The 22,689-nt window shown below is 65.5% G+C and carries 20 protein-coding genes; 7 read left to right on the forward strand and 13 right to left on the reverse strand.

Features of this window, described 5'->3' with window-relative positions:
- Window positions 1–8 precede the first annotated feature (8 nt).
- Together nifJ and DGI_RS04755 are read left to right on the forward strand one after the other, a co-directional pair.
- Window positions 9–3,650: a pyruvate:ferredoxin (flavodoxin) oxidoreductase gene (gene nifJ, locus DGI_RS04750; protein WP_021759610.1), complete on the forward strand. Its 3,642-nt coding sequence runs from the start codon at window positions 9–11 to the stop codon at window positions 3,648–3,650.
- 101 nt (window positions 3,651–3,751) lie between these two features.
- The gene (locus DGI_RS04755) at window positions 3,752–4,648 is read left to right on the forward strand and encodes a hypothetical protein (RefSeq protein ID WP_021759611.1); all 897 of its coding nucleotides are present in this window, start codon (window positions 3,752–3,754) and stop codon (window positions 4,646–4,648) included.
- Window positions 4,649–4,753: 105 nt separating this feature from the next.
- On the opposite strand, the gene DGI_RS04760 is transcribed toward DGI_RS04755, so the two are convergent.
- Window positions 4,754–6,184 carry an anion permease gene (locus DGI_RS04760; RefSeq protein ID WP_021759612.1) on the reverse strand — a complete coding sequence of 477 codons (1,431 nt, stop codon included), beginning with the start codon at window positions 6,182–6,184 and terminating at the stop codon, window positions 4,754–4,756.
- Here DGI_RS04760 and DGI_RS18705 point away from each other — a divergent pair.
- Window positions 6,183–6,350, forward strand: coding sequence for a hypothetical protein (locus tag DGI_RS18705; protein ID WP_154661674.1), 168 nt, complete (start codon window positions 6,183–6,185; stop codon window positions 6,348–6,350). The genes DGI_RS04760 and DGI_RS18705 overlap by 2 nt on opposite strands.
- A 90-nt stretch (window positions 6,351–6,440) precedes the next feature.
- On the opposite strand, the gene DGI_RS04765 is transcribed toward DGI_RS18705, so the two are convergent.
- The 6 genes from DGI_RS04765 to DGI_RS04790 are packed head-to-tail and all read right to left on the reverse strand — an operon-like array spanning window position 6,441 to window position 13,741.
- A complete protein-coding gene (locus tag DGI_RS04765; protein WP_021759613.1) occupies window positions 6,441–7,877 on the reverse strand; it encodes a sigma-54-dependent transcriptional regulator in 1,437 nt (478 codons plus the stop codon).
- Complete coding sequence (locus DGI_RS04770) at window positions 7,874–9,604, reverse strand: transporter substrate-binding domain-containing protein (protein WP_021759614.1); 1,731 nt, start codon at window positions 9,602–9,604, stop codon at window positions 7,874–7,876. The genes DGI_RS04765 and DGI_RS04770 overlap by 4 nt, the downstream gene beginning before the upstream one ends.
- A gap of 1 nt (window position 9,605) precedes the next feature.
- Window positions 9,606–9,956, reverse strand: a complete 351-nt coding sequence (locus tag DGI_RS04775) for a hypothetical protein (protein ID WP_034607867.1) — start codon at window positions 9,954–9,956, stop codon at window positions 9,606–9,608.
- The gene (locus tag DGI_RS16925; RefSeq protein WP_021759616.1) at window positions 9,949–11,916 is read right to left on the reverse strand and encodes a PP2C family protein-serine/threonine phosphatase; all 1,968 of its coding nucleotides are present in this window, start codon (window positions 11,914–11,916) and stop codon (window positions 9,949–9,951) included. The genes DGI_RS04775 and DGI_RS16925 overlap by 8 nt, the downstream gene beginning before the upstream one ends.
- A gap of 60 nt (window positions 11,917–11,976) precedes the next feature.
- Window positions 11,977–12,888 (reverse strand): Lcl C-terminal domain-containing protein, encoded by a 912-nt coding sequence (locus DGI_RS04785; RefSeq protein ID WP_021759617.1) that lies wholly within the window; start codon window positions 12,886–12,888, stop codon window positions 11,977–11,979.
- Window positions 12,889–12,919: 31 nt separating this feature from the next.
- Complete coding sequence (locus DGI_RS04790) at window positions 12,920–13,741, reverse strand: MotA/TolQ/ExbB proton channel family protein (RefSeq protein WP_021759618.1); 822 nt, start codon at window positions 13,739–13,741, stop codon at window positions 12,920–12,922.
- A gap of 240 nt (window positions 13,742–13,981) precedes the next feature.
- Between DGI_RS04790 and DGI_RS16930 the strand changes: the two genes are divergently transcribed.
- Entirely contained in the window at window positions 13,982–14,275 is a 294-nt protein-coding gene (locus tag DGI_RS16930; protein ID WP_021759619.1) for an EF-hand domain-containing protein, read from the forward strand.
- A 3-nt stretch (window positions 14,276–14,278) separates the two neighbouring features.
- Here DGI_RS16930 and DGI_RS04800 read toward each other — a convergent pair whose 3' ends face one another.
- Both DGI_RS04800 and DGI_RS04805 read right to left on the reverse strand, forming a co-directional pair.
- The gene (locus DGI_RS04800; RefSeq protein WP_021759620.1) at window positions 14,279–14,551 is read right to left on the reverse strand and encodes a hypothetical protein; all 273 of its coding nucleotides are present in this window, start codon (window positions 14,549–14,551) and stop codon (window positions 14,279–14,281) included.
- Between the two features lie 24 nt (window positions 14,552–14,575).
- A complete protein-coding gene (locus tag DGI_RS04805) occupies window positions 14,576–15,742 on the reverse strand; it encodes a PAS domain S-box protein (protein WP_021759621.1) in 1,167 nt (388 codons plus the stop codon).
- Window positions 15,743–15,956: 214 nt separating this feature from the next.
- On the opposite strand from DGI_RS04805, the gene DGI_RS04810 reads away from it, so the two are divergent.
- Window positions 15,957–18,248, forward strand: coding sequence for a mechanosensitive ion channel domain-containing protein (locus DGI_RS04810; protein WP_158407288.1), 2,292 nt, complete (start codon window positions 15,957–15,959; stop codon window positions 18,246–18,248).
- A 97-nt stretch (window positions 18,249–18,345) separates the two neighbouring features.
- Here the strand turns inward: DGI_RS04810 and DGI_RS04815 are convergent, their stop codons facing one another.
- Genes DGI_RS04815 through DGI_RS04830 form a run of 4 tightly spaced genes read right to left on the reverse strand, consistent with a single transcriptional unit; the run spans window position 18,346 to window position 21,026 of the window.
- The gene (locus tag DGI_RS04815) at window positions 18,346–19,140 is read right to left on the reverse strand and encodes a D-alanyl-D-alanine carboxypeptidase family protein (protein ID WP_051286622.1); all 795 of its coding nucleotides are present in this window, start codon (window positions 19,138–19,140) and stop codon (window positions 18,346–18,348) included.
- A gap of 18 nt (window positions 19,141–19,158) precedes the next feature.
- Window positions 19,159–19,638 carry a universal stress protein gene (locus DGI_RS04820; RefSeq protein ID WP_027193241.1) on the reverse strand — a complete coding sequence of 160 codons (480 nt, stop codon included), beginning with the start codon at window positions 19,636–19,638 and terminating at the stop codon, window positions 19,159–19,161.
- Window positions 19,635–20,153 (reverse strand): hypothetical protein, encoded by a 519-nt coding sequence (locus DGI_RS04825; protein WP_021759625.1) that lies wholly within the window; start codon window positions 20,151–20,153, stop codon window positions 19,635–19,637. The genes DGI_RS04820 and DGI_RS04825 overlap by 4 nt, the downstream gene beginning before the upstream one ends.
- A 33-nt stretch (window positions 20,154–20,186) precedes the next feature.
- Window positions 20,187–21,026 (reverse strand): universal stress protein, encoded by an 840-nt coding sequence (locus DGI_RS04830; protein WP_021759626.1) that lies wholly within the window; start codon window positions 21,024–21,026, stop codon window positions 20,187–20,189.
- Window positions 21,027–21,209: 183 nt separating this feature from the next.
- Here DGI_RS04830 and DGI_RS04835 point away from each other — a divergent pair, with 183 nt between their 5' ends.
- Together DGI_RS04835 and DGI_RS04840 are read left to right on the forward strand one after the other, a co-directional pair.
- The gene (locus DGI_RS04835; RefSeq protein ID WP_021759627.1) at window positions 21,210–22,106 is read left to right on the forward strand and encodes an HD domain-containing protein; all 897 of its coding nucleotides are present in this window, start codon (window positions 21,210–21,212) and stop codon (window positions 22,104–22,106) included.
- Between the two features lie 59 nt (window positions 22,107–22,165).
- The gene (locus DGI_RS04840; protein ID WP_027193243.1) at window positions 22,166–22,672 is read left to right on the forward strand and encodes a Uma2 family endonuclease; all 507 of its coding nucleotides are present in this window, start codon (window positions 22,166–22,168) and stop codon (window positions 22,670–22,672) included.
- The last annotated feature ends 17 nt before the right edge of the window (window positions 22,673–22,689 follow it).

Below are 22,689 nucleotides of genomic sequence, written 5' to 3' on the forward strand. Positions count from 1 at the left end.
AGCGTTCGATGGCCCAGCGCACCCAGACCATGGACGGCAACACCGCAGCAACGCACGTCGCATACGCGATGAGCGAGGCAGCCGCCATCTACCCCATCACTCCTTCTTCCACCATGGCCGAACTGGCGGACGAATATGCCGTGGCCGGCCGTAAAAACATCTTCGGCCAGGTGTTGGATGTACGGACCATGCAGTCCGAGGCTGGCGCTGCCGGCGCGGTGCACGGCTCCCTGGCTGCCGGCGCGTTGACCACCACGTTCACGGCGTCGCAGGGCCTGCTGCTGATGATCCCCAACATGTACAAGATTGCCGGCGAGCTGCTGCCCGGGGTGTTCCATGTGTCCGCCCGCGCCCTGGCTTCCCATGCGCTGTCCATCTTCGGCGATCATCAGGACGTGATGGCCTGCCGGCAGACCGGCTTTGCCATGCTCTGCTCCTCCTCGGTGCAGGAAGTCATGGATCTGGCCCTGGTGGCGCATCTGGCGGCCGTTGAATCCAGCGTGCCCTTCCTGCATTACTTCGACGGCTTCCGGACCTCCCACGAAATCCAGAAGATCGAAGTCATTGACTATGACGACATGAAGAAGCTGATGAACTGGGAAAAGGTCAAGGCTTTCAAAGACAAAGCCATGAACCCCGAGCACCCGCACATGCGCGGCAGCGCCCAGAACCCGGACATCTACTTCCAGGCTGCCGAAGCCTCCAACCCCTTCCACCAGGCCCTGGCGCACATCGTGCCCATGTGCATGGACAAGGTGGCTTCCATCACCGGCCGTTCCTACAAGCCCTTCGATTACGTGGGCCATCCCGAAGCGGACCGCGTCATCGTGGCCATGGGTTCGGGCTGCGAAGCCATCGAAGAAGTGGTCAACCGCCTCAACGATGAAGGCCAGGCCGTGGGCCTCATCAAGGTCCGGCTGTACCGGCCCTTCCTGCAGGACGAGTTCCTGAAGGCCCTGCCTGCCACCGCCGCCTGCGTCACCGTGCTGGACCGCACCCGCGAAGTCCAGGCCACGGGCGATCCGCTGTACCTGGACGTGTGCGCCACCTTCCTGGAGAAGGACATCCAGCCCCGCGTGGTGGCTGGCCGCTACGGCCTTGGCTCCAAGGAGTTCACTCCCTCCATGGTGCTCGCCGTGTACGAAAACATGCGCTCCGCCCAGCCCAAGACGCACTTCACCGTGGGCATTGTGGACGACGTGACCTTCAAGTCCCTGCCTGTGGGCCCGGCCTTCGACACCACCCCCGCTGGCACCGTGCAGTGCAAGTTCTGGGGCCTGGGCGCCGACGGCACCGTGGGCGCGAACAAGACCGCCATCAAGATCATCGGCGACAACACGGACATGTACGCCCAGGGCTACTTTGCGTACGACTCCAAGAAGTCCGGCGGCATCACCGTCTCCCACCTGCGTTTCGGCTCTTCGCCCATCAAGTCCACCTATCTGGTGGAAAGCGCGGATTACGTGGCCTGCCACAAGGACACCTACGTCAAGATCTATGACATCCTGGGCGACATCAAGGCTGGCGGCACCTTTGTGCTGAACTCCGCCTGGACCCTGGAAGACATGGAACGCGAGCTGCCTGCCTCCATCAAGCGCGCCATCGCCCGCAAGAAGCTGAAGTTCTTCAACATCGACGCTGTGAAGATCGCCGGTGAAGTGGGCCTGGGCGGCCGCATCAACATGATCATGCAGACGGCCTTCTTCAAGCTGGCCGGCGTGCTGCCCTTCGAGCAGGCCATTGAGCTGCTCAAGACCTCCATCAAGAAAGCCTACGGCAAGAAGGGCGACAAGATCGTCCAGATGAACTGGGACGCCGTGGACAAGTCCGTGGACGCCCTGCAGGCAGTGGCCTACCCCGCCACCTGGGCCGAGGCTGTGGACCATGCTGCGACGACGACCGACGAGCCCGAATTCATCACCAATGTGATGAAGCCCATCCTGGCCCAGAAGGGCGACACCCTGCCCGTCTCCGCCTTTGAGCCCGACGGCCGCTTCCCCGTGGGCACGTCCCAGTACGAAAAGCGCGGCGTGGCCATCCTGGTGCCCGAATGGCTTGCTGAAAACTGCATCCAGTGCAACCAGTGCTCCTTTGTCTGCCCCCACAGCGCCCTGCGCCCCGTGCTGGCCACGGACGCCGAGCTGGAAGGCGCGCCCGAAGGCTTCGGCACCCTGGACGCCACCGGCAAGGAACTCAAGGGCCTGAAGTACCGCATGCAGGTCAACACCCTGGACTGCATGGGCTGCGGCAACTGCGCAGACATCTGCCCGGCCAAGGAAAAGGCCCTGGTGATGAAGCCCATCGACACCCAGGCTCCTGCCCAGGTGCCCAACTACAACTACGCTGAGACCGCGATCTCCTACAAGGAAGGCCTGCTCAAGCGCGAATCCCTCAAGGGCTCCCAGTTCATCAAGTCCATGATGGAATTCTCCGGCGCCTGCTCCGGTTGCGGCGAAACCCCCTACGTCAAGCTGCTCACCCAGCTGTACGGCGAACGCATGTTCGTGGCCAACGCCACGGGATGCACCTCCATCTGGGGCGCTTCCGCACCGTCCTTCCCCTACACCACCAACACCGAAGGGTTTGGCCCGACCTGGGGCAACTCCCTGTTTGAAGACGCCGCCGAATACGGCTACGGCATGGAAATGGCCGTGACCCAGGGCCGCGAAACCCTGGCCCTGCAGATGCGCGCCGCCCTGGGCATGGACATCCCCCAGGGACTCAAGGACGCCTTTGACGGCTGGCTGCGCAACATGAACCACGCCGAAGCCTCCAAGAGCTGGGGCGATCGCATCAAGTTCCTGCTCGGCAAAATGGGCAAGCTCTGCCCCACCCTGCAGCCCATCTGGGACCGTCGCGACCTGCTGACCAAGAAGAGCTTCTGGGTCTTCGGCGGCGACGGCTTCGCCTATGACATCGGCTACGGCGGCCTGGACCACGTGATTGCCGCCGGCCGCGACGTGAACATCCTCGTCGTGGATACCGAAGTGTACTCCAACACCGGCGGCCAGAGCTCCAAGGCCACGCCCACCGGCGCTGTGGCCAAGTTCACCGCCTCCGGCAAGAAGACCGCCAAGAAAGACATGGCCCTCATGGCCATGACCTACGGCTACGTGTATGTGGCTTCCGTCTCCATGGGCGCCAACAAGCAGCAGACCCTCAAGGCCTTCCTGGAAGCCGAAGCCTACCCCGGCCCCTCCCTCATCCTGTGCTACGCCCCCTGCATCAACCAGGGCCTGCGCAGGGGCATGGGCAAGACCCAGGAAGAAGGCAAGCAGGCCACCCTCTCCGGCTACTGGCCGCTCTTCCGCTACAACCCCATGCTGCTGGCCGAAGGCAAGAATCCCTTCCAGCTGGATTCCAAGGCCCCGGACGGCACCGTCCAGGACTTCCTGGGCGGCGAATCCCGCTTCAGCATGCTGGAACGCAGCCATCCGGAAGAATCCAAGCGCCTGCGCTGCGAAATCGAAGCCCAGGTCAAGGCCCGCTACGCCCGTCTGAAGGCCATGGCCGAAGCCCCGGTGCTGGAAGAAGCCTGCGAACTGGCCAAGGTGAGCATGCCTGCCGCCCCGGCTCCCGAGTTCTGCACTCTCACCGAGACTGCTGAACACGCCCGGCCCGAAGAAGGCGCCCCCTGCGACGCTTCCTAATCGGAAAGCCCGCGAACTGGTTGCCTAATATGCAACCCTGACGTACTGATAAAGGCGGCGGGAATATTCCCGCCGCCTTTTTCGTTCGAGGAACACCCGCTATGGACGCCTCCACCGCGAATATCCAAGCCGTGGCCGCCGCCATCGACGAGTCCCTTGCCGCAGGCATGACCCTGCCTTCGGAAGTCTTGGCCTTTCTGGAAGGCATGACCGGAGAAATCTCGGCCCAGGCCCTGCAAGCGCTGCTGGATGAGGACGACTCCACAGGGCACAGCGCCCTGGAGCTCATCTTTTTCCCCGAACGGGCACTGCGCAATCGCCTGGAACCCCTGCTGGGAGAAGGCTTCTCGCCTGCCGCCGCCGGCACGCTGCTGGATCAGGTGGAAGCCCGCGGCCGCCTTGTCTGTCTGCGCTTTCCCGACGGCAGCACCCTGGAGCTGGCCCCGCCGCGCTGGGTGCTGGAGCGCATGCTCTCCCGCATGCGGCTCACCCGGCACATCCCGCTGCCGCTGCTCGACCAGCTGGATGCCGCCCTCGGCCAGAACCGCGCCCTGCCCTACCGCACCTTGCTGCGCAACTCCCGCTGCGCCTGGAGCGATGAAAACATCGCCTTCATGCAGGCCTTTCTGCTGCGCGCCACCCCGGCCCCGGGTCAGGAAGCCCGTTACCAGGATCTGTTCCGCGCCGCCCTCGCTTTTCTGGAAGAAGCCCCTGCCGGCCGCGCCACCTACGCCTCCCTCATGGACCGCAAACGCTTCTACCACGCCGCCCTGGAGAAGGCCCGCCAGTTCCAGGAAACAGCCCAGGGCCTGCCCATGGAGGCCCTCATCTCCAAGGGCGCCACGCCGCCGGTGATGACCGTGGAGGAAGCCCTTGCGCGCATCCGCTCCCTGGACGCCCTGAGCCTGACGATCTATGGCCGCACCGACCCCCTGGACTCCCCGACCCATGAGCAGCACGTGCCCATTGACCCGGACATGCTGCCCGAGGAAGAGTAGACCTGTTGCTGCAAAGAGACAGCGCCCTCACACTACTGCACGAACACACACAGGGAGAACCTCCCGCGGAGATTCTCCCTGTGTCAGTGCCAGTCAGGCGTAGTTTCAGCCGCGCATCAGAATCCAGGGGAAGCCCACCAGCAGGAACACCGCCAGGAAAATGGTGCCAAAGATGAAGCCCAGGTACCAGAATTCCTTGCTCTTGATGTAGCCGGACCCGAAATAGATGGGCGAAGGGCCGGTGCCGTACGGCGTGATGATGCCCATGATGCCCAGCGTGGCGCACAGGGCCATGGAGGCCACGGTCATGTCCAGCCCGGGCACGGCCATGGCCGCGGCGAGCATCACCGGCAGCAGCGCCGCCACGTGCGCCGTAACGCTGGCGAACATGTAATGGCTGACGAAGAACAGCACCACCAGCCCCAGCAGCGTGGCCGTGGGCGAAAAGCCCTGCATGTACGCCGAGGCCGTGCCGGCAAACCACTTGAGAAAGCCCGTCTTGCTCAGGCCGTCGGCCAGCGTCACCAGGGTGGCGAACCAGGCCAGCACGTTCCAGGCCTGCTTGTAGCCCAGCACGTCTTCCCAGCTCACCACCTTGGCCGTCACCATGACGCAGATGACCACCAGCGCCACGGTGGTGCCGTTCACGTAATCCTTCAGGAAAATCCAGCCCAGGAGCGCGCCCACGGCCAGCAGCGCCATGCTGATTTCGCGCCCGCTGATGGGGCCCAGCTTCTCCAGTTCTTCCGCCGCCCAGATGGGGGCGTTTTCGGACGTCTTCTGCGTGGGCGGATAGATGATGTACGTCAGCAGCGGCGTGGCCAGAAACAGAATCACGCCCACGGGCAGCACGCTCATGAACCAGTAGTTCCAGTTCAGGGTGATCTTGGCCGTCTTCTCCACCAGGGACTGCGCCAGCACGTTGGGCGCCAGGCCGGTGAGGAACAGGGAGGACGTGACGCAGGTGGTGGCCAGGGCCGTCCACATCAGATACGCACCCAGCCCGCGGGGGTTATTCTCGGGAGTGGAGCCGTACAGGGGCGGAATGTTCTTGATGATGGGGAAGATGGTGCCGCCGCTGCGGGCCGTGTTGGACGGCATGAACGGCGCGAGGATGAGATCCGCCAAGGCTACGGCGTAGCCCAGGCCCAGGGTCTTCTTGCCCATTCGCTTGATGAGCGTCAGCCCCAGGCGCTTGCCCAGGCCGGTCTTCTCGTAGCCCAGGGCGAACATGAACGCGCCAAAGATAAGCCACACCGTGCCGTCGGAAAAGCCGGAAAGCGCCCACTTGAGGGCCTCCCCAGGGCTGGGCGCCTTGTCTGGAGCCAGGGGCACCAGACGGAACACGGCGGCCACGGTCACGCCCACCAGGCCGGCCAGGGCGGGGGGAATGGGCTCCAGCACCAGGGCCAGCACCACGGCGGCAAACAGGGAAAAATACGCCCAGGCGGCAGGGGTCAGGCCTGCCGGGGCCGGCAGCAGCCAGAGCACGAGGCCCAGCAGCACCGGGGCCAGCATCTTCAGGACGCGTTGCATGACGGTTCTCCTTGTGGACACGTTGCAGGAAACGCGGCGCGCGCGAACGGCCGCCGCGTCTCCAAAAGCAGCAACAATGCCAACGGATGGCAATCTCCATCATCATAACGGAATACAAGGAAAAATCAATACAGATATTCGGGATTTCACGCCGGAACGGGCATAACCCAGGTTATGCCCCACGGCGGACAATCAGAAAAAGCATTTAACACCAGATGGTTGCACATGAGCGCGCTGGTTATGCCCCTTCCGGCGGTTATGCCCCTTCCTCGCCGTTGTGCATCTGCTTGAGCCGTTTGCTCAGGGCCGGCTGGGAGATGCCCAGAAGCCGGGCGGCCATGGTCTGATTGCCGCCGGCACGGGCCATGGCCGCTTCCACCAGCAGCTCGGCAGCCTCGGCGAAACTGGGCAGCCGCTCGAATTGATGAAAGGGATTGACCGCCGGGGCGCAGGCGGTCTCGGGCTTCATCGTCTGATTGATTCCCATGGCCGTCAGAAAGCTGGCCATGGAGAGCACGCGGCCCTTGTGCAGGCTCACGGCATCGTAGACCATGGCCTTGAGTTCGCGGATGTTGCCGGGAAAGGCATACGCCGCCAGGCAGCCGGCCAGCTCCCGAGGCGGCGTCGGGGTCGGCTTGTCCATTTCGGCCGCAGCCTGGGCCAAAAAATGCTGCAGCAGGGGCGCGATGTCTTCCTTGCGCTCGCGCAGGGCCGGAATATGCACCTGATGCGTGCGCAGGCGGTAGTACAGATCCCGCCGGAAGCGCCCCTCGGCCTCGGCAGCGGGCAGGTTGCGGTGGGTGGCCACGATGACCCGCGCCCGCAGCCGGCGGGGCTGGTCGCTGCCCAGGGGATAATATTCCCCCTCCTGCAAGAGGCGCAGCAGCTTGACCTGGGACGCCGGGCTCAAGTCCCCGATTTCGTCCAGAAACAGCGTCCCGCCTGCGGCTTCCTCGACCATGCCCTTGCGGGCCGCGTCTGCCCCGGTATAGGCCCCGCGCACATGGCCGAAGAGGGTATCCGCAAACATGATGTCGTCCAGCCCGGCCACATTCACGGCCACAAACCGGCCCTGCCGGCCGCTCAGGGCGTGGGCCGCGCGGACGATGTTTTCCTTGCCCACGCCGGATTCCCCCGTCACCAGCAGGGGCTGGCTGCTCCGGGCCACGGCCTCCACATACGCAAATACCGCCAGCATGGACCGGGACCGGGTGACAATGCCGGCAAAGGCCTCGGGGTGCGCCGGCCCGCCGGCCACCAGCCGGCTGGAGACGGCCCGGTTCTCCTCGCGCAGCTCCAGCATGCGCACGGCCCTGAGCACGCCGCTGACGATGCGGTCTTCCTCGTCGGTCTTGACGTAATAATCGAAGGCCCCCAGCTTCATGCAGCGCACGGCCGTATCCAGCTGGTTGACGCCGCTGATGATGATGCAGACCACCTCGGGATGTCGTTCGGCAATGCGCTCCAGCAGTTCCTCGCCGGAGAGGCCGGGCATGGTCAGATCCAGCAGCACCAGGCCGATGCCGCCGTGGTCCTTGTTGTCCAGCAGGCCCATGACCTCGGTGCTCTGCTGGCACAGGTACGTGTTGGTGATGCCGGCCGAGGATTCCAGCGTCAGGGACAGGGACCGCAGCCAGGCCGGCTCGTCGTCCACAATGAGGATGCCGAAGGCGGGAAACAGGGTGGTGCTCATGCGGCGCTCCCGGTGTGCTCCCCGGCCTCGTCGGACACCGCCGCCGGCAGCTCAATGCAGGCCGTGGCGCCGTGCCCGGGCAGGGATTCAAATGTCAACATCCCGCCGTATTCCTTCAAAATACCTGCGGAGACGGACAGGCCGAGGCCGGTGCCGCCGGTCTCGCGCTTGGTGGTGAAGAACGGGTCCGTCAGGTGCGGCAGGTGCTCCGGCAGAATGCCCACGCCCTGATCCCGCACGCAGAGAATCACCTTGCCCGCGGCAGCATCGTGCCGGGTGAAGATCTCAATGCCCCGGCTTCTATCTGGCAGGGCCTGGCAGGCATTGAGCACCAGATTGACGATCACCTGCTCGATGCGCTGGGAATGCCCCCAGACCAGGGGCAGATCCGGCTCATAGCAGGTGGAAAAATGCTCCGTGCACTTGCGGATGGTGGGCTCCACCAGCCGCACGGCCTTGGCCGAGGCGTCGTTGACGTCAATCAGCGAGCGGCCGGCGTCTTCCTCCATCCTGGCGAAGTCTTTCAAATCGTTGACGATGCGCTTGATCCGCAGCGCGCCTTCCTGCATCTCTTCCAGCATGCGCGGCAGCTCCTGGCGCATGCGGCTGTAGGGAATGCCGCCCAGGGTGAATTCTCCCTCCACCTCGTAGCGCTCGTCCAGCAGCCGGCCGGCATCGGCCTGGGCCTTGCGCAGGATGGGGATATTGAGCAGAATCAGACCATTGGGATTGTTGATCTCATGCGCCACCCCGGAGACGAGGATGCCCAGGGCGGCCATTTTGTCCGCCTGCACCAGTTGGCGCTGGTTGCGGGAAAGCTCCTCCAGGGCCATGGAGAGGGATTCCGTGCGCTGGGCCACCTGCCGGCGCAGGCTGCGCGTCCAGACCATGGATCCGATGAGCAGCAGCAGCAAAGGCGTCACCACCGCGGCCACGGCCACACCCACGGTTTCCCAGGGCATGCGCCGGGCCTCCAGCACGCCCAGCCACTTGTCGTGAATGGCCTGATAGCGGCCGGTTTCCCGCAGGATCGCCAACCCCTCGCTGAACCGGGCCAGGAGCGCCTCGTTGCCCTTTTTCACGGCATAGCCATAGCGCACGGTGAACACGGTGCGGGCCACGGTCTGGATGTTGTCCAGCTTGTTTTCGCGGATGATGTAGATGCCCGGCAGCATGGCCACCACGGCGTAGTCGCCCTGCCCCGAGGCCAGGAGCCGGAGACCGTCCGCCGGCGTGTCCGTGAGGATCAGATCCTTGCCGAAGCCCTTGCCGGCCAGGGTGTCGTGCATGATGCCGCCGCGATGCATGATGACCTGCTTGCCGGCCAGGTCGTCCAGGGTGGCCACGGGGGCAAAGCCCCGGCGGCCGAAGATGGCGTGGTTGACGATGGTGTGCGGCGCGAAGTCCACCTGCTGGCTGCGTTCCTCGGAATAGGACATGCCCTGCAGGATATGGATGGTGCCTTCCATGAGGCCGGTGCGCATGTCCGACCAGGTGCCCAGGCGAAATTCCACCTTCAGGCCCATGGCCTCGGCCACGGCGCGGCTGATGTCCACATTGAAGCCGGCAGGCAGGCCGTCCTTGTCCAGGAATTCGTAGGGCGGGTAATCGCGGTCGCCGCCGATGATCACCGGCCGCAGGATGCCGGGCACCTCCTCGGCGGGCGAGGCGTCCGGCGTCAGCAGCAGCGCCGGCAACAGCAGCGCCAACAGCAGCGCACACCGCACCTCAGGAGCACCCCTTGCAGCTCTTGCAGCCGCCGGCCTCCAGCTGCAGGCCGGAGCGGATGACAAAGGTCAGCCGGGTGGCGTCGATGGTCACGGGCATGGCAGTCTGCAGCAGCACGGCGTCCACCACGAAGACGAAGCCGTCGCGCTCAAGACGCATGTCGTTCAGGCCGGGAGGGTTGCCGCCCGCATCCAGGACTTCATCAAGGCGCAGCTGCAGCCGCGGCCCGGCACAGCCGCCTTCGGCATGCTCCAGGCGGATGCCGGCCTGGGGATGCTGGCTGAAATAACGCTGCAGCAGGGCCTTGGCGGCGTCGGTCAAAAACAGGGGGTCGCGGGAATCGTCATGCATGGGGCACAGCTCCAACCAGTTTGATGATCACTAATGTCACGTCGTCCTGAAAGCGCACGCCTTGGCAGAACCGGCCCACGTCCTGGAACACGGCGTCCACCATGTCCACGGCCGAGGCCCGGCTGTGCCGGCGCAGCACCTCCTTGAAGCGCTCCTTGCCGTACAGCTGGCCCTGGGTGTCCATGGCCTCCCAGATGCCGTCGGTGCCCACGGCGATGACCATGCCGGGGCGGATGCTGTCCAGTGTCCTGGACTCGAAGGGATAGTCTTCCACAATGCCCAGAGGCAGGCCGGGGCCGTCCAGCTCGGTAAAGCAGTCCGTCTCCGGATCGTAGAGCAGGGCCGGATCGTGCCCGGCGCGCACCCAGCACAGCCGGGTCAGGGCTTCGGGATGGTGCTCGCAACAATTGATGAGCAGTTGAAAGCAGGTCATGAACCGGCCGGAATCGCCCATGTCCCGCACCAGGGCGCGGTTGAGGTCCATCATCACCTCGGCCAGCTCGCCGGGCAGTTGCACGCGCTGCCGCAGGAAGGCCCGGGCTGTGGTCATGAGCAGGGCGGCGTCCACGCCATGGCCGGCAATATCCCCCACCACCACGCCCAGCCAGCCGGGATAACTGGCCGGGAGGTCGAAATAGTCGTAATAGTCGCCGCCGATGCTCTCGCTGGCCGCCATGCGGCCGGCCACTTCCAGGCCGTTCCAGCGGGGCGGGCCACTGGGCAGCAGGCTGCGCTGCACTTCCTCGGCCAGGGCCAGGGCCTTTTTCTGGGTCGAAATGTCCGTGACAAAGGCAATGTGGTTGAGAAAATTGCCCTCTGGATCGCGCAGGGTATTGCCATGCACCAGCACCGGCACCACGGTGCCGTCCCTGGCCACCAGGGAGCCTTCGAAGGACCGCCGATCCTGGGCGAGCAGGCGCTTGCGGTTGGCCACAAGAAAGGCGCGGAACTCCGGGGTGGACCACTCGTGCGGCCGCCGGCCCAGCAGCTCGTGCGGCGAGTAGCCGAGCATGGCGGCGTAGGCCTCATTGCAGGAAACCAGCCGCAGTTCCGCATCCATCATGATGAAGCCTTCGGCGGCCGTCTCCAGGATGCGGCGGTGTTTTTCCTCGCTCTTGCGCAAGGCCTCCTCGGCCCGGACCCGCTCGGTGACATCCGCCAGGACGCCCTGGTAGTGCAGGGGCTCGCCGCGGGCGTCAAAATCCACGGTGGTCACGTCGTCGATCCACCGCAATTCCCCCGTGGCGGTGCGGATGCGGTAGCGCATGGCGTACTCGTCCTTGCCGGCCAGCCGGGCGGCGCGAACCTGGCTGACAAGGCTGGCGTGATCCTCGGGATGCACGATGTCCAGAAAGGACAAGGTGCCCAGGCGCAGGGCCTCGGGATCGTAGCCGTAGCGCGAGACGTTCTGGGAGACGTACTCCAGCCCCGTGGCGCCGGCCGTGCGACGAAACAGGATGATGGGACTGCGCTCCACGATGAGATTTGCCTGCCGCAAGGCATCCTCGGCCTGCCGGCGGGCGGTGATGTCCATGACGATGCCCTGATAATGCGTGATGCGGCCCTGCTCGTCACGCTCGGCCAGGGTCTCGTCATGCACCCAGAACACCTGACCGCCGGGACTCACCAGGCGGTATTCCTGGGTGTATTCCACCCGCTCCAGCCTGGCATATTCCTTGATTTCCGCAGCCAGACGGTCGCGGTCATCGGGGTGGACGATGTCGGCGAATTCGCGGCGGCCTTCCAGAAACTCGCACGCGGCATAGCCGTAGCGGCTGATGTTCTCGGACACGTAGACCAGGCGGTGGGCCTCGTCATTGAGGCGACGAAAGAGCACGGCCGGGCTTTTTTCCACGATGACCTTGGCCAGGGGCAGCACCTCTGCGCCGGTGCTCTCCGTGGACAACGCCTGCCGGGGGGGGAGACACTCGGGGACCGGAGCGGAAGAATCTGACGCCATGGAAGAATCCTGGTTGCAGGGCGGTGGCTGCGACAATTCTAGCACGCCGGCGACGGGAGCTCAACGCACCAGCCAGACGGTGAATTCCGGATGCGGCTTGAACCCCACGCCCACCGCGCCCTTGCCCGTGTACAGGCAGAAGGCCCAGGCCGGGTCCACGCCGCTGGTGGTGCCGGACCAGCAGGCATCGGCCACGCGGCCGAAGGGATGCCCCGCCGGCAGGGCCGGATAGGCGCGGGTGGCGTCCACCAGGGTTTCCAGCTCGTTGATGGTGGGCAGCCGCCAGGGCTGGCCCGAGGCCTGCCGGCGGGCATGGGCCAGGGAACAGGCCATGTTCCAGGTGGTCATGCGCATGCCGCCGGCGTCGCGATCCCACAGCAGGCCGGTCAGGCAGTCGCGCACCAGTCCGTCCTGCGTCGTCTCGAACCGCGGTTCGACCGGCGCGGCGGCAAGGAACTCACAACGGCCGCGCACGGGCAGGGTCAGGGAATACTCGTCCTTGCGACCGAAGAACAGCCGGCCGCCCTCGAACTGCAGCCGCCAGGCATAGTCCGGATCATCGGCCCAGGGGGTGTCGGTCCAGTGCCAGCCGGGAAAGACGTCGGTGAAGGGATGGTCTTCGGGAAAGGCAGGCAGACGCCGGGCATGGTCCACCAGGGTGCGCAGCTCCCGGCGGGTGGGCAGCCGCCAGTCGGCATGGCCGTGGCGGGCTTCGGCGTTCCAGGCGGCGATGGCCTGGCGGGCCTCCTCCCAGTGCTGGGGTTCGCCGAAGGGCCGGGCGCAGCGCGGCCAGACCAAGCCGGTCAGGCGATCCTCCGCCAGCTCGCCGACCACGTGAAAGCGGTCCTGCAGCAGGGACCGGCCCGGCGCATGCGCGCCATCCTGCACAGGATCCGGGGCCGGCAGGGGCTGGCCCTGGGCGTCAAAGGTCAACTGCTGGCCGGTGTGCAGATAGGGCGGCAGGTGGGGCATGAGCATCCTCGTACGCGGAAAAAAGGTGGATTCAGGTGGGCAGATCGTCGTCGGTGGGGGCATCGCGCCGGCCCACGCCCGGCAACCGGAAGAACAGCCGCCGCGGCTTGCCCGGGGGCGGGCCGGGCTGGCCAGGGTGGCCGGATCTGGCGAGGCCGGCGGCGTCCTCCTCCTTGTGCGGCACGCCCAGTTCCTGGCGCAGCAGAAAGAGGAACCGGGTGCCCAGATCGCCCAGGGCGGCATCCAGATCCGCCAGCCAGCCGAGCAGCATGTTGTGACCGATGGCCGCCGGGATGGCTACCAGCATGCCGGCAATGGTGGTGCCCAGGGCCTCGGCCAGACCCTTGCCCACAATCTGCAGCGTGCCGGGATTCAGCTCGGCGAATCCCTGGAAGGAATGGAAAATCCCCCAGACCGTGCCGAACAGCCCCAGAAGCGGCGCGGCGCTGGCACACATGGCCAGAAAATTCAGGGACACGGCCAGACGGGCGATCTGGGCGGCCTGCTCGTCCCGCAGGCCCCAGCGGACGTTCTCCAGGATGATGCGCGCCACTTCGCCGGGGGAGGCTTCCAGCTTTTCCAACTGCTTGTATTCGTGCACGGCCTCGCGGACCACGGCCAGGGAGGGGGAGTCCCTGTCCCGGCCCACGGCCTGCACGGCCTCGGGCAGTCGTGCAGCCCGACGAAAGACCGTCAGATCGCGCCGAATCTGCCGGCCGGCCCGGCCATACTGCCGGATCTTCCAGAACATCGCGGCCCAGGATCCCAGGCTCATGCCCAGGAGCAGCAGATATTCCGCCTGGACCACCAGCGTGGATCCGGCCACATGTGTCAGCAGATCGAATTGCGCCATGGCCCGGGAAGGTACCCCAGCCGCGGCGGTTGGGAAAGGTGTTTTCACCGGCCCCGTGCAGCCCTGCCGCCCTGTGCAGCCGCATGCGCCATGCCTTGCACACCGCCGCGCATGTGCAGCCCTTTGCACACCCCCGGCTAAATCTCGCAGAAAAAACCTATCATACCAGATGTTTACCTTGTGGCATCGATGTTGCTTCAGCCTGACATCGTCAACCTCTTTGCATGGCAGGAGTCACCCATGAGCAACATCGCCATCATCCTCATCATTCTTGCCGCCATGATCATCGCTGCCCCGGTGGCTGCGCAGCCGGGCGCAGGCATGTCCCGCGGCCAGGAATTCATCTTCCGCAAAATGGACACGAACCGCGACGGCACGGTGGATCAGCAGGAATATCAGGCAGCCATGCAGGAACGGTTCAACCAGACCGACGCCAACCACGACGGCGTGCTGACCCAGGAAGAGATGGCCGCGCGCATGACCCAGCTGCAGGAACTGCGGCGCATGCGGCAGCAGGGCGGGGGGGCGGAATAGCCCTCAGCACGCCTCGCATTCGCCGGCGTCGTGGATCTCGGTGTGCGTCTCCCAGTCCGGCGCCAGGCAGTTGACCACCCCGCCGATGCGGGCGCGGAACAGCTCCGTGGCCGGGATTTCCGGGGCTTCGGGATGATCGCAGCGCGCCTGCTGCAGGGTGAGCTGGCGAATCTCGCGCGGGCTCAGGTATTCCAGCGCCTTGCAGTACCGGCAGATGAACCGCGTGGCCCGGCGCGGGCACTCGCACTTTTCCTTGATGAATTGATGCTTGCGCATGCATCTCCCTGTGCCGGCAGGCCGCTATGCCCCTTCCCTGCCCAGGGGCAGGACTTCCGGGGCCACGAAGCGTCCCTGACACACCGCGCCGATGCGCTCGCCGGACGGGTTGCCATACGGTGAGAGGGTGAACACGTACCAGCCGGCGTTGCCCGCCAGCAGCAACCGCACCTGGCGCATCTGGCCATCCTGCACGAACCGGGAGAACACGGCGTCCCAGGCCTTGCGGCTGCGTGGGGCCAGCAGTTCCGAAAACGCCCTGTTGGCCAGCCCGCAGGGGGCCGGCACGCCCATGGCCTTGCACAGGGCAAGGTTGCCCAGGATGACATGCTGCTCGTCGTCCACCAGGGCCACGGGATCCGGCAGGGCGTCCAGGGTCTGGCGCAGCAGGTGCAGGGTGACGTCGCGTTCCAGCTCGGCATCCTTGCGGGCGGTGATGTTGATGACAAACCCTTCCACCAGCGGCTCACCGACGGCATCCGCCGTCAGGGCTGCCTGTTCCTGGATCCAGAAGATGTCGCCATCGCGGCCGTAGACCTCGGACTCGAAATCCCGCACTTCCCCCACGGTGTGCAGCAGCCGGGTGAACTCCTCCCGCCGCGTGTCGTCCACATACAGCTGGGCCGCCGGATTGGTCATGGCCGCCAGCAGTTCCTCGGGGGAATCATAGCCCAGCATCCGCGCCAGGGCCGGATTCACCGTCACGAGGCCGCCGCCGAGCCGGGCCTGGTAGATGCCCACAGGCGCATCCTGCACCAGGGCCTGGTAGCGGCGGTCGCTGGCTGCCAGCCGCTGTTCCAGGCGTCGCCGCTGGACGCAGATATGCATGTTGGCGGACAAATCCGCAAATTTGACCGGTTTTTGGATAAAACAGTCCGCCACGGGCAGGGCCCGTTCCATCTGTTCGTACGGCTCCATGCCAGTGAGGAACATGATGCTCATGCCCCGTGTCGCGGCGCTGGTCCGCAGGCGGTGGGCCACTTCCAGCCCGTCCATATCGCCTTCCAAACGGACATCCAGCAGCACCATGTCCGGCAGGTGCTCCGCCGCCAAAGCCAGGGCTTGTTCCCCCGTGGCCGCCACCCCCACCAGTTCGTGCCCCAATCGCTTCAGCATGAAGCCGATGGTCTTCGCCGAAATGGAATCGTCTTCTACCAGCAACAGCCGGTACTGTTCTGATTGATTGCCCATAGATTCGCTCAGTGTCATGCCCCCCATGGCAGGATTATGTCATTTCTACGCATTGTGAGAGGAAGATCAAGGGAGATCTTCTCTGCCCGCTAGGCGGCGGGGCAAAAAAGGGATAGATTGCAGGACACAACCGAACTGCCGCGACACCGGCATACCATCCCGGGGGCGGGGGGGGAGAACCATGCGATATTGTTTGCGAGTATGTGCCCTGATCATGGCGTGCGCCGTGAGCTTCTGGGGTGTTATCCCGGCCGCGAGTGCGTCTTCGGTGTTGATGGCCAAGGAGCTGAGCAAGGGCAAGGCGTCTGCCAAGGAAGCCCCCCTGCCCGACCCCGATGCCATGGCCGCCATGCCCCCGGACACGGTGGATGATCTGCTGGCCCGCCTCACCGACGCCCAGGTGCGCCAGTTGCTCCAGGAAACCGTGCATCGCAACGCCCAGGCCCGGCTGAGCGCCACGGCTACAGCGCCGCCCACCCTTGAGGAACAGCTGGTGGCCACCAGCACGGCGATGAAGACCAGCATTCACGGCGCGCTGGCCGCCCTGCCCTCCCTGCCGGCAGATCTGCACGCCGCCCTGACCGTCCTGGCCGGGCCGCAAGGCCTGTCGGGCCTTGCGCTGCAATGCCTGGGCGTGCTGCTGGTGCTGCTGACGGCCTGGCAGGTGGAGCGCCTGACAGGACGCCAACTGCGCCGGGCCCGCCACCGCGCCGCCTCTGCCGAGGATCTGGCCGCCCACCTGCCGCGATTTCGCCGGATCCTCGCGGAGCTGGTGGGGGCAGTCTCCGGCCTGCTGGTCTTCGTGCTCACGGCATTGGGTCTGTATTCCTTGTGTTTCGATCCGGCCTGGACCGCCCGGCCGCTGACCACGGGCCTCCTGGCCGCCGGCGGCGGCGCGCGCATCGTCTGGGTGGCGCTGCGCTGGCTGCTGGCGCCCGGCCGGCCCGATGTGCGTCTCGTGCCCCTGGGCGACACCGCCGCCAGAGCGATTTCCCTGCTGCTGCTGACCCTGCTGGGACTGAGTCTGCTCCGGCTGCATGTGCTCCAGGCCCTGGCCCATGCCGGGATGGCGCCCACAAGCCTGACCCTGCTGCGCGGCCTGATAGGCCTGGCGGGGATGCTGCTGCTGATCGGCGCGACCTTGTTCCATCGCAAACCGGTGGCCGCCTGGCTCCTGACCACCGACGGCGACACGCCCGGCCCCCTGCGCCGCCAGTTTGCGGCGGTCTGGCACATGCTGGCCATCCTGTACATTCTGGGCATGGCGCTGGTCTGGTATGCGCTGCTGTTGCTGCAGGGCTTCGAGGGCTCCCGCGGCGTGCTCCTGGCCGGCCTGCTGGCGGTGCCTGCCTTTCTGCTGCTGGACCGCCTGGGGTACGTCCTGCTGCGGCGCATATTCACCGTATTCCAGCGCCGGCCTTCGGACACCGCCACCCCGCCCAAGCTGGACGACGACGGCCAACCCGTGGGCGAGGTCACCGTGATCAAGGCCGAGCCGCTGCCGGACGTGGAGACCATGCGGTTCTTCGGCCCGCTTCGGGCCTGGGTACGCGCGCTGTTGCTGGGCTTTTTGGGGGCGGCCATGGCCGAAGCCTGGGGCATGGGCACCGCCTTGACCCAGGCGGTGGTGGGCCACGGGCTGGGCATCATGCTCATTCTGGCCGTCAGCCTGGGACTCTGGGAGGCGGCCAAGGCCGGCATGCAGCGGGCCTTGCAACCCAAGAATCAGAGCGAGCAGGAAAACCCGCGCATCAATACCCTCCTGCCCCTGATGCAAAAGGTGCTGGGCGTGTTCCTGCTCCTGAGCACGCTGCTGATGATTCTTTCCCAGCTGGGCGTGCAGATTGCGCCGCTGCTGGCCAGCGCCGGGGTGTTCGGCCTGGCCATCGGCATGGGCTCGCAGACTCTGGTCAAGGACGTGGTGGCCGGGGTGTTCTTCCTGCTGGACGACGCCTTCCGCGTCGGCGACTACATCCAGATGGGCAAGACCGAAGGCTACGTCATCAAGATGAGCGTGCGCAACATCACCATGCAGCACACCCTGGGCTATGTGCAGATCCTGCCCTTTGGCCAGATCAAGGACGTGGTGAACTATTCGCGCAATCCCATCGTCATGAAAATCAAGATTCCCCTGCCCATGGAGACGGATCCCAAGCTGTTCAAGAAGATCTGCAAGAAGGTCAACGCCAGCATCATGGCGGACGAGGAATTCAAGAACGATCTGGTGGAACCCATCAAGAGCCAGGGGGTCAAGCGCATCGAGGATTCGGTGATGATCTTCGGCATCAAGTACATGACCAAGCCGGGCAAGCAGTTCGCCATCCGGCGCGAAGTCTTTTCCAGATTGTACAAGGAATTCAAGAAGTACAATCTGAGCTTCGCCGCGCCTGGCGTCACGGTGTACACTGCCGGCAAGGGTGGCGAGGAAGAGGCGGCCGCCGCCTCGGCCGCAGCACGCATGAAGGCCCAGGCCCAGCAGCAGGCCGAGCAGGCCGGGGAAGGCTGAGGCGCGGCTCCCGGGGGAAAACCTTTCTCAAGATTTGCAAAAGTAACATGCGCTGGAAAGGTTTTCCCCCGAGAACTCTTTTCAAGGATACCTTGCCCTACTGCGGCAGCGCGGCAAAGGCCTGCTCCAGCAGTGCAGCGGCTTCCTTCGCCCTGGCGGCTGCGTCCCGGGCGCCCAGCAGCACCACGATCACCCGCCGCTCCTGACGCAGGGCCGTGAGGATGAGGCACGCGCCGGCCTCGGCCGTGGCGCCGGTCTTCAGGCCGTCCACCCCGGGCAGGTGCAGCAGGTCGTTGCGATTGTACAGCGCCACGCCCCGCACCTGACAGCTGGGCATGGCCGAAAAATTCACAACATACGGGTAGTGCTCCAGCAGCGCCCAGGCCAGGCGGGCCATGTCCCGGGCGGTGGTGTACTGGTTGGGGGCGGGCAGGCCGTGCGGCGTGGCGAAGCGGGTGCCCGTGAGTCCCAGACCTGCGGCCCTGGCGTTCATGGCGGTCACGAAGGCGTGCACGCTGCCGGCCACCTGCACGGCCAGGGCCACGGCAGCGTCGTTGGCCGAGCCGATGAGCAGGGCTGCCAGCAGTTCCTGCGCGGGCACCTCCTGGCCAGGCACGAGCCCCAGGCGCGCCCCGGTGACGGCGGCAACATCGGGCGGCGCCGCCACAGGGGCCTCCCAGCGCAGGGTGCCGTTGGCCGCGGCATCGCAGACCAGCAGGGCGGTCATGCATTTGACCAGGGAGGCCGGGGCGCGGCGCTGGTCGGCATGGTCCTCGAACAGCACCAGATCGCCCTGCGGCGTCCAGGCAAGCGCGGCTGCCGCCGCCCGGGCCGGATCGGTCTGCCAGAGCAGCAGCCAGAGCACGCTGCACAGAAATACGCACCGTCGCATCACTGACGGAGGACTCCGCTACGCCGCCGTGTCGGTCTCGGACAGGGGGTCGGCCGGCACGAACAGGATGGGACAGGGGGAGCGTTTGAGCAGCTCCTCGCCCACACTGCCCACGAAGAGGCGATAGAAGAAGTCGTGGTCGTGGCGGCCACAGATGATGAGGTCTGCCTGCAGGCGATGGGCTTCCTGCAGAATCTTGTCCTCGGGCACGCCCGGGAACACGTGTTCGCTCACCTTCAGGCCCTGGGCAGCCACCTGGGCTTTGAGGGCCGCCAGGGCGCGCTGCTCGTCCTGCATGCGGCAGGCCACGGCGTTGCGTTCATGCTGGGGGCCAGGGGCGTAGCCGATGAAGTCCGGCTCCGGCGTGGTGACATAGAGCAGTTCCAGCTGGGCGTTGAAGGCCCTGGCCTGGGCCATGGCCCAGCCCACCACCTTGGCGGTCACCGGGCTCATGTCCACAGCGGCGATGATGGTCTGCACGTGCGGGGCAGCAATCACTTGGTTTTCTCCTTGAGCTCGTTGATCTGGGTGATGACGCGGGCCAGATACAGCCGGTATTCCCGAGAGTACCGGGCCATGTGGGGCGAGTGTTTGTGGTCTTCTCCCACGGCGGCGATGAATTTTTCCTGCGCAGTGAAGCTATGCAGGACCGTATCCAGGCGCTGGTTCACGTAGCGGTAGACGACGAGATAGTTTTCGTAGTTCCTGAAGTCCGAGTATTTGTAAAAAAAGATGATGTCGATGACCGTTTCCAGCTGCAGTTTTGTTTCGTACAGTTTCTGCTGCAGGAATTCGGAAAGTTCGTGATTGAGCACCTTGCTGTGCTCCATGAGGAACACCGCTTCGGTGAAGGTGTTCATCTCCCTGTAGAGCGTGATGAAATTCTTGAATTCGCGTTCCACGTCCACTTTTTGAAAGCGGGCGCAACCGGGCAGCAGCAGCAGGGCGGCCAGGCTGAGGGCACACAGCAGGCCAGACAGGCGGGAGTGGGAGGGCAGGGTGGGCGGACGCATGGCTGGTTCGCTGGGCATGGGCCGGGTGGAGGGTTAGCGGGAGATCCAGACTGTGGCCGGGGGCGCGGTCTGGATGAGATCGCTGGACACGGAGCCGAAGAACAGTTTGCGCAGGGCGCCGCCGCCGGCGCCGGTGCGGCCCATGGCGATGACGGCGTAGCCGCCGGCCTGCAGTTCCGCGCGCAGGGCCCGGGCGGGGGAATCGCCTTGCAGTCGCTTGTCGTGAATCATGTGCGCCGGCACGCCGTGTTGCTCCAGAATTTCCCTGCACCGTGCGAAGAGGGTTTCCACCTCCGGGCGCTGGCCGTTTTCCACGCAGCACAGGGTGATGGGATGCTCGTGATGGCCGGCAAGCACAAAGCCGGCATGGTCCACGATGCGCAAGGACTGCTCGGAACCGTCCACGCAGCACAGCACGCCCGTGCGCGAGGCCTCGGGCATGCGGCACAGCCACAGGGGAAAGGAAATGCGTTCCTCCAGGATCTCGTGGCTGATGGAGGACCCCATGAAGGCCTCGAAGCTGGTGATGCCCCGGCGGCCGAGCACCACGGCGTCGTAACGGCCGCGGCTGGCCTCGTCCACAATCTCCATGGCTCTGGACTGGCGCTGGGTCATGGTCTTGATGTGCAGATGCTCCGCGGGCCAGCCCATATGGTGGAGCTTGTCCCGGGCGGCCTCCAGGGCGGCGGTGCCCTTGGCCAGTTCCCGGGCATCGGGCTTGATCATGGCCGTGGGGCTGTCGTGGTCGCGTGGGGCCACATAGAACAGCGTGCACTCCAGGCCGTCCTTGCGATGAAAGAAATGCCCAAGAAAGCGGATGGCGTGCATGGCCTGGGGATCGTCGCTGACGGTGACGAGAAAGTGCCGGTTCATGGCAAACACTCCATGCGGTGCGAGGGATGCATCTGTTCTGCCATGAGATATGTACGGTTTTTGCCAGCGTGGGGCAAGGGGCATGATATAAAGTCATGGCTTGTCAACGCCGGCGGTTCCTTTTACACCGGCAGGGGAAGAACCGTCCCTGGCAAGACACCCGTGCGCCGAGGAGCCGACTGCGTGGAAGGACGCTGTTCCAAATTGCATACCCTGGTGGATGCTGAAGACCCCGCGGCGGTGCTTGCGGAAGTGCAGCTGCTGCTGGACGCCATGGCCATGCCCGAGATGCTGCCCCAGACGGCGCAGATCTACCGGGATGTTGTCCGCCTGTTTCACGGCGAATATCCGGGCTATCGGGCCAGCAACACCAAATATCACAACCTGGAGCACACCTCGGCGGTGCTGTTGGCAGCCATCCGGCTGGCCCATGGCGCACAGGCCGAGGGCCTGGCCCTTTCCGCCCGCGGCGTGGGGCTGCTCATGACCTGCGCCCTGTTTCACGATGCCGGACTCATCCAGACCGAGGACGACACTGAAGGCACCGGCGCCAAATACACCGTGGGGCACGAGGCCCGCTCCATCCGCATGCTGGCAGAGTATGCCGCCGCCCACAACCTGCCCGAGGAGGATGCCCGGGACGGCGCGCACATCATCGCCTGCACCATCATGGACAAGGCCGTGGCCGAGATTCCCTTCCGCACCGAGGAACTGGCCGCCCTGGGCCGCATGCTCGGCGTGGCCGACCTCTACGCCCAGATGGCCGACCGCGCCTACCTGGAAAAACTCTTCCTTCTTTATCGAGAGTTTGAGGAGGCCGGTGTGGCCGGCTTCGATTCCGAACTCATGCTGCTGGAAAAAACCGAGGGCTTCTACGAAAACATCGTCAAGCGCAGGCTCGCCGAGGAACTGGGCAGCATGCACCGCCTCATGCGCAGCCATTTCCGCGTGCGCCACGGGCTGGATGCGGATCCCTACGAGGAGGCCATCCGCAAAAACATCGAGTACCTCAAGCTGGTCCTTGAGGAAACGCGCCGCATTTACCGCGAACGGTTTCGCCGCGGTGGCATCATCTGGTGAGGCCATTTCCTCCGGCGCCATGCCGTGGTATGGGGTCGGGAATGTCAAAGGGGGAACACATGCCCACCGTTGAGCCGGATGCCCCGGAGTCTACCGCGCGGCAACACGAGCACGTCCGCATGGCCCTGGCCGGGGCTTTGACGTTCGCCCTGGCCGGGTCGCCCTGCCGGGTGCTGGCCAGCCCTTGCGTCGGCCCCAGTGTCATCCTGGCCAACGATGCCGTATGCACCCTGCTGGACGCCTCTGAACATGGCGGCGTGCAGCCGGATCTGGCCGTCATCTGCGAACACGAGCCCAGGCTGCCGGTGCTGGTGGTGGAGGTGCAGACGCCAGATACCCTGCTGCGGGACACCACCCGCCGGCTGGCCCTGTACGAGGCCCTGAAGGTTCGGGAATACTGGATCGTGGACGTCATGGGACAGCTGGTGCACGGCTTTGCGCTGAACCACGAGGAAAAATACAAGCTGTTCCAGAGCGCCGCCCCGGGCGAGACCATGGAATCCAAGATCCTGCCGCACGTGTCGCTGCCGGCCTGGGAAGGCTGGCTGACCAAGCCGAATTGCTGACCCCACGCGTGTTAGCG

Origin of the sequence: Megalodesulfovibrio gigas DSM 1382 = ATCC 19364 (assembly GCF_000468495.1) — a bacterium.
In the GTDB taxonomy this organism is placed as follows: Bacteria; Desulfobacterota; Desulfovibrionia; order Desulfovibrionales; family Desulfovibrionaceae; genus Megalodesulfovibrio; species Megalodesulfovibrio gigas.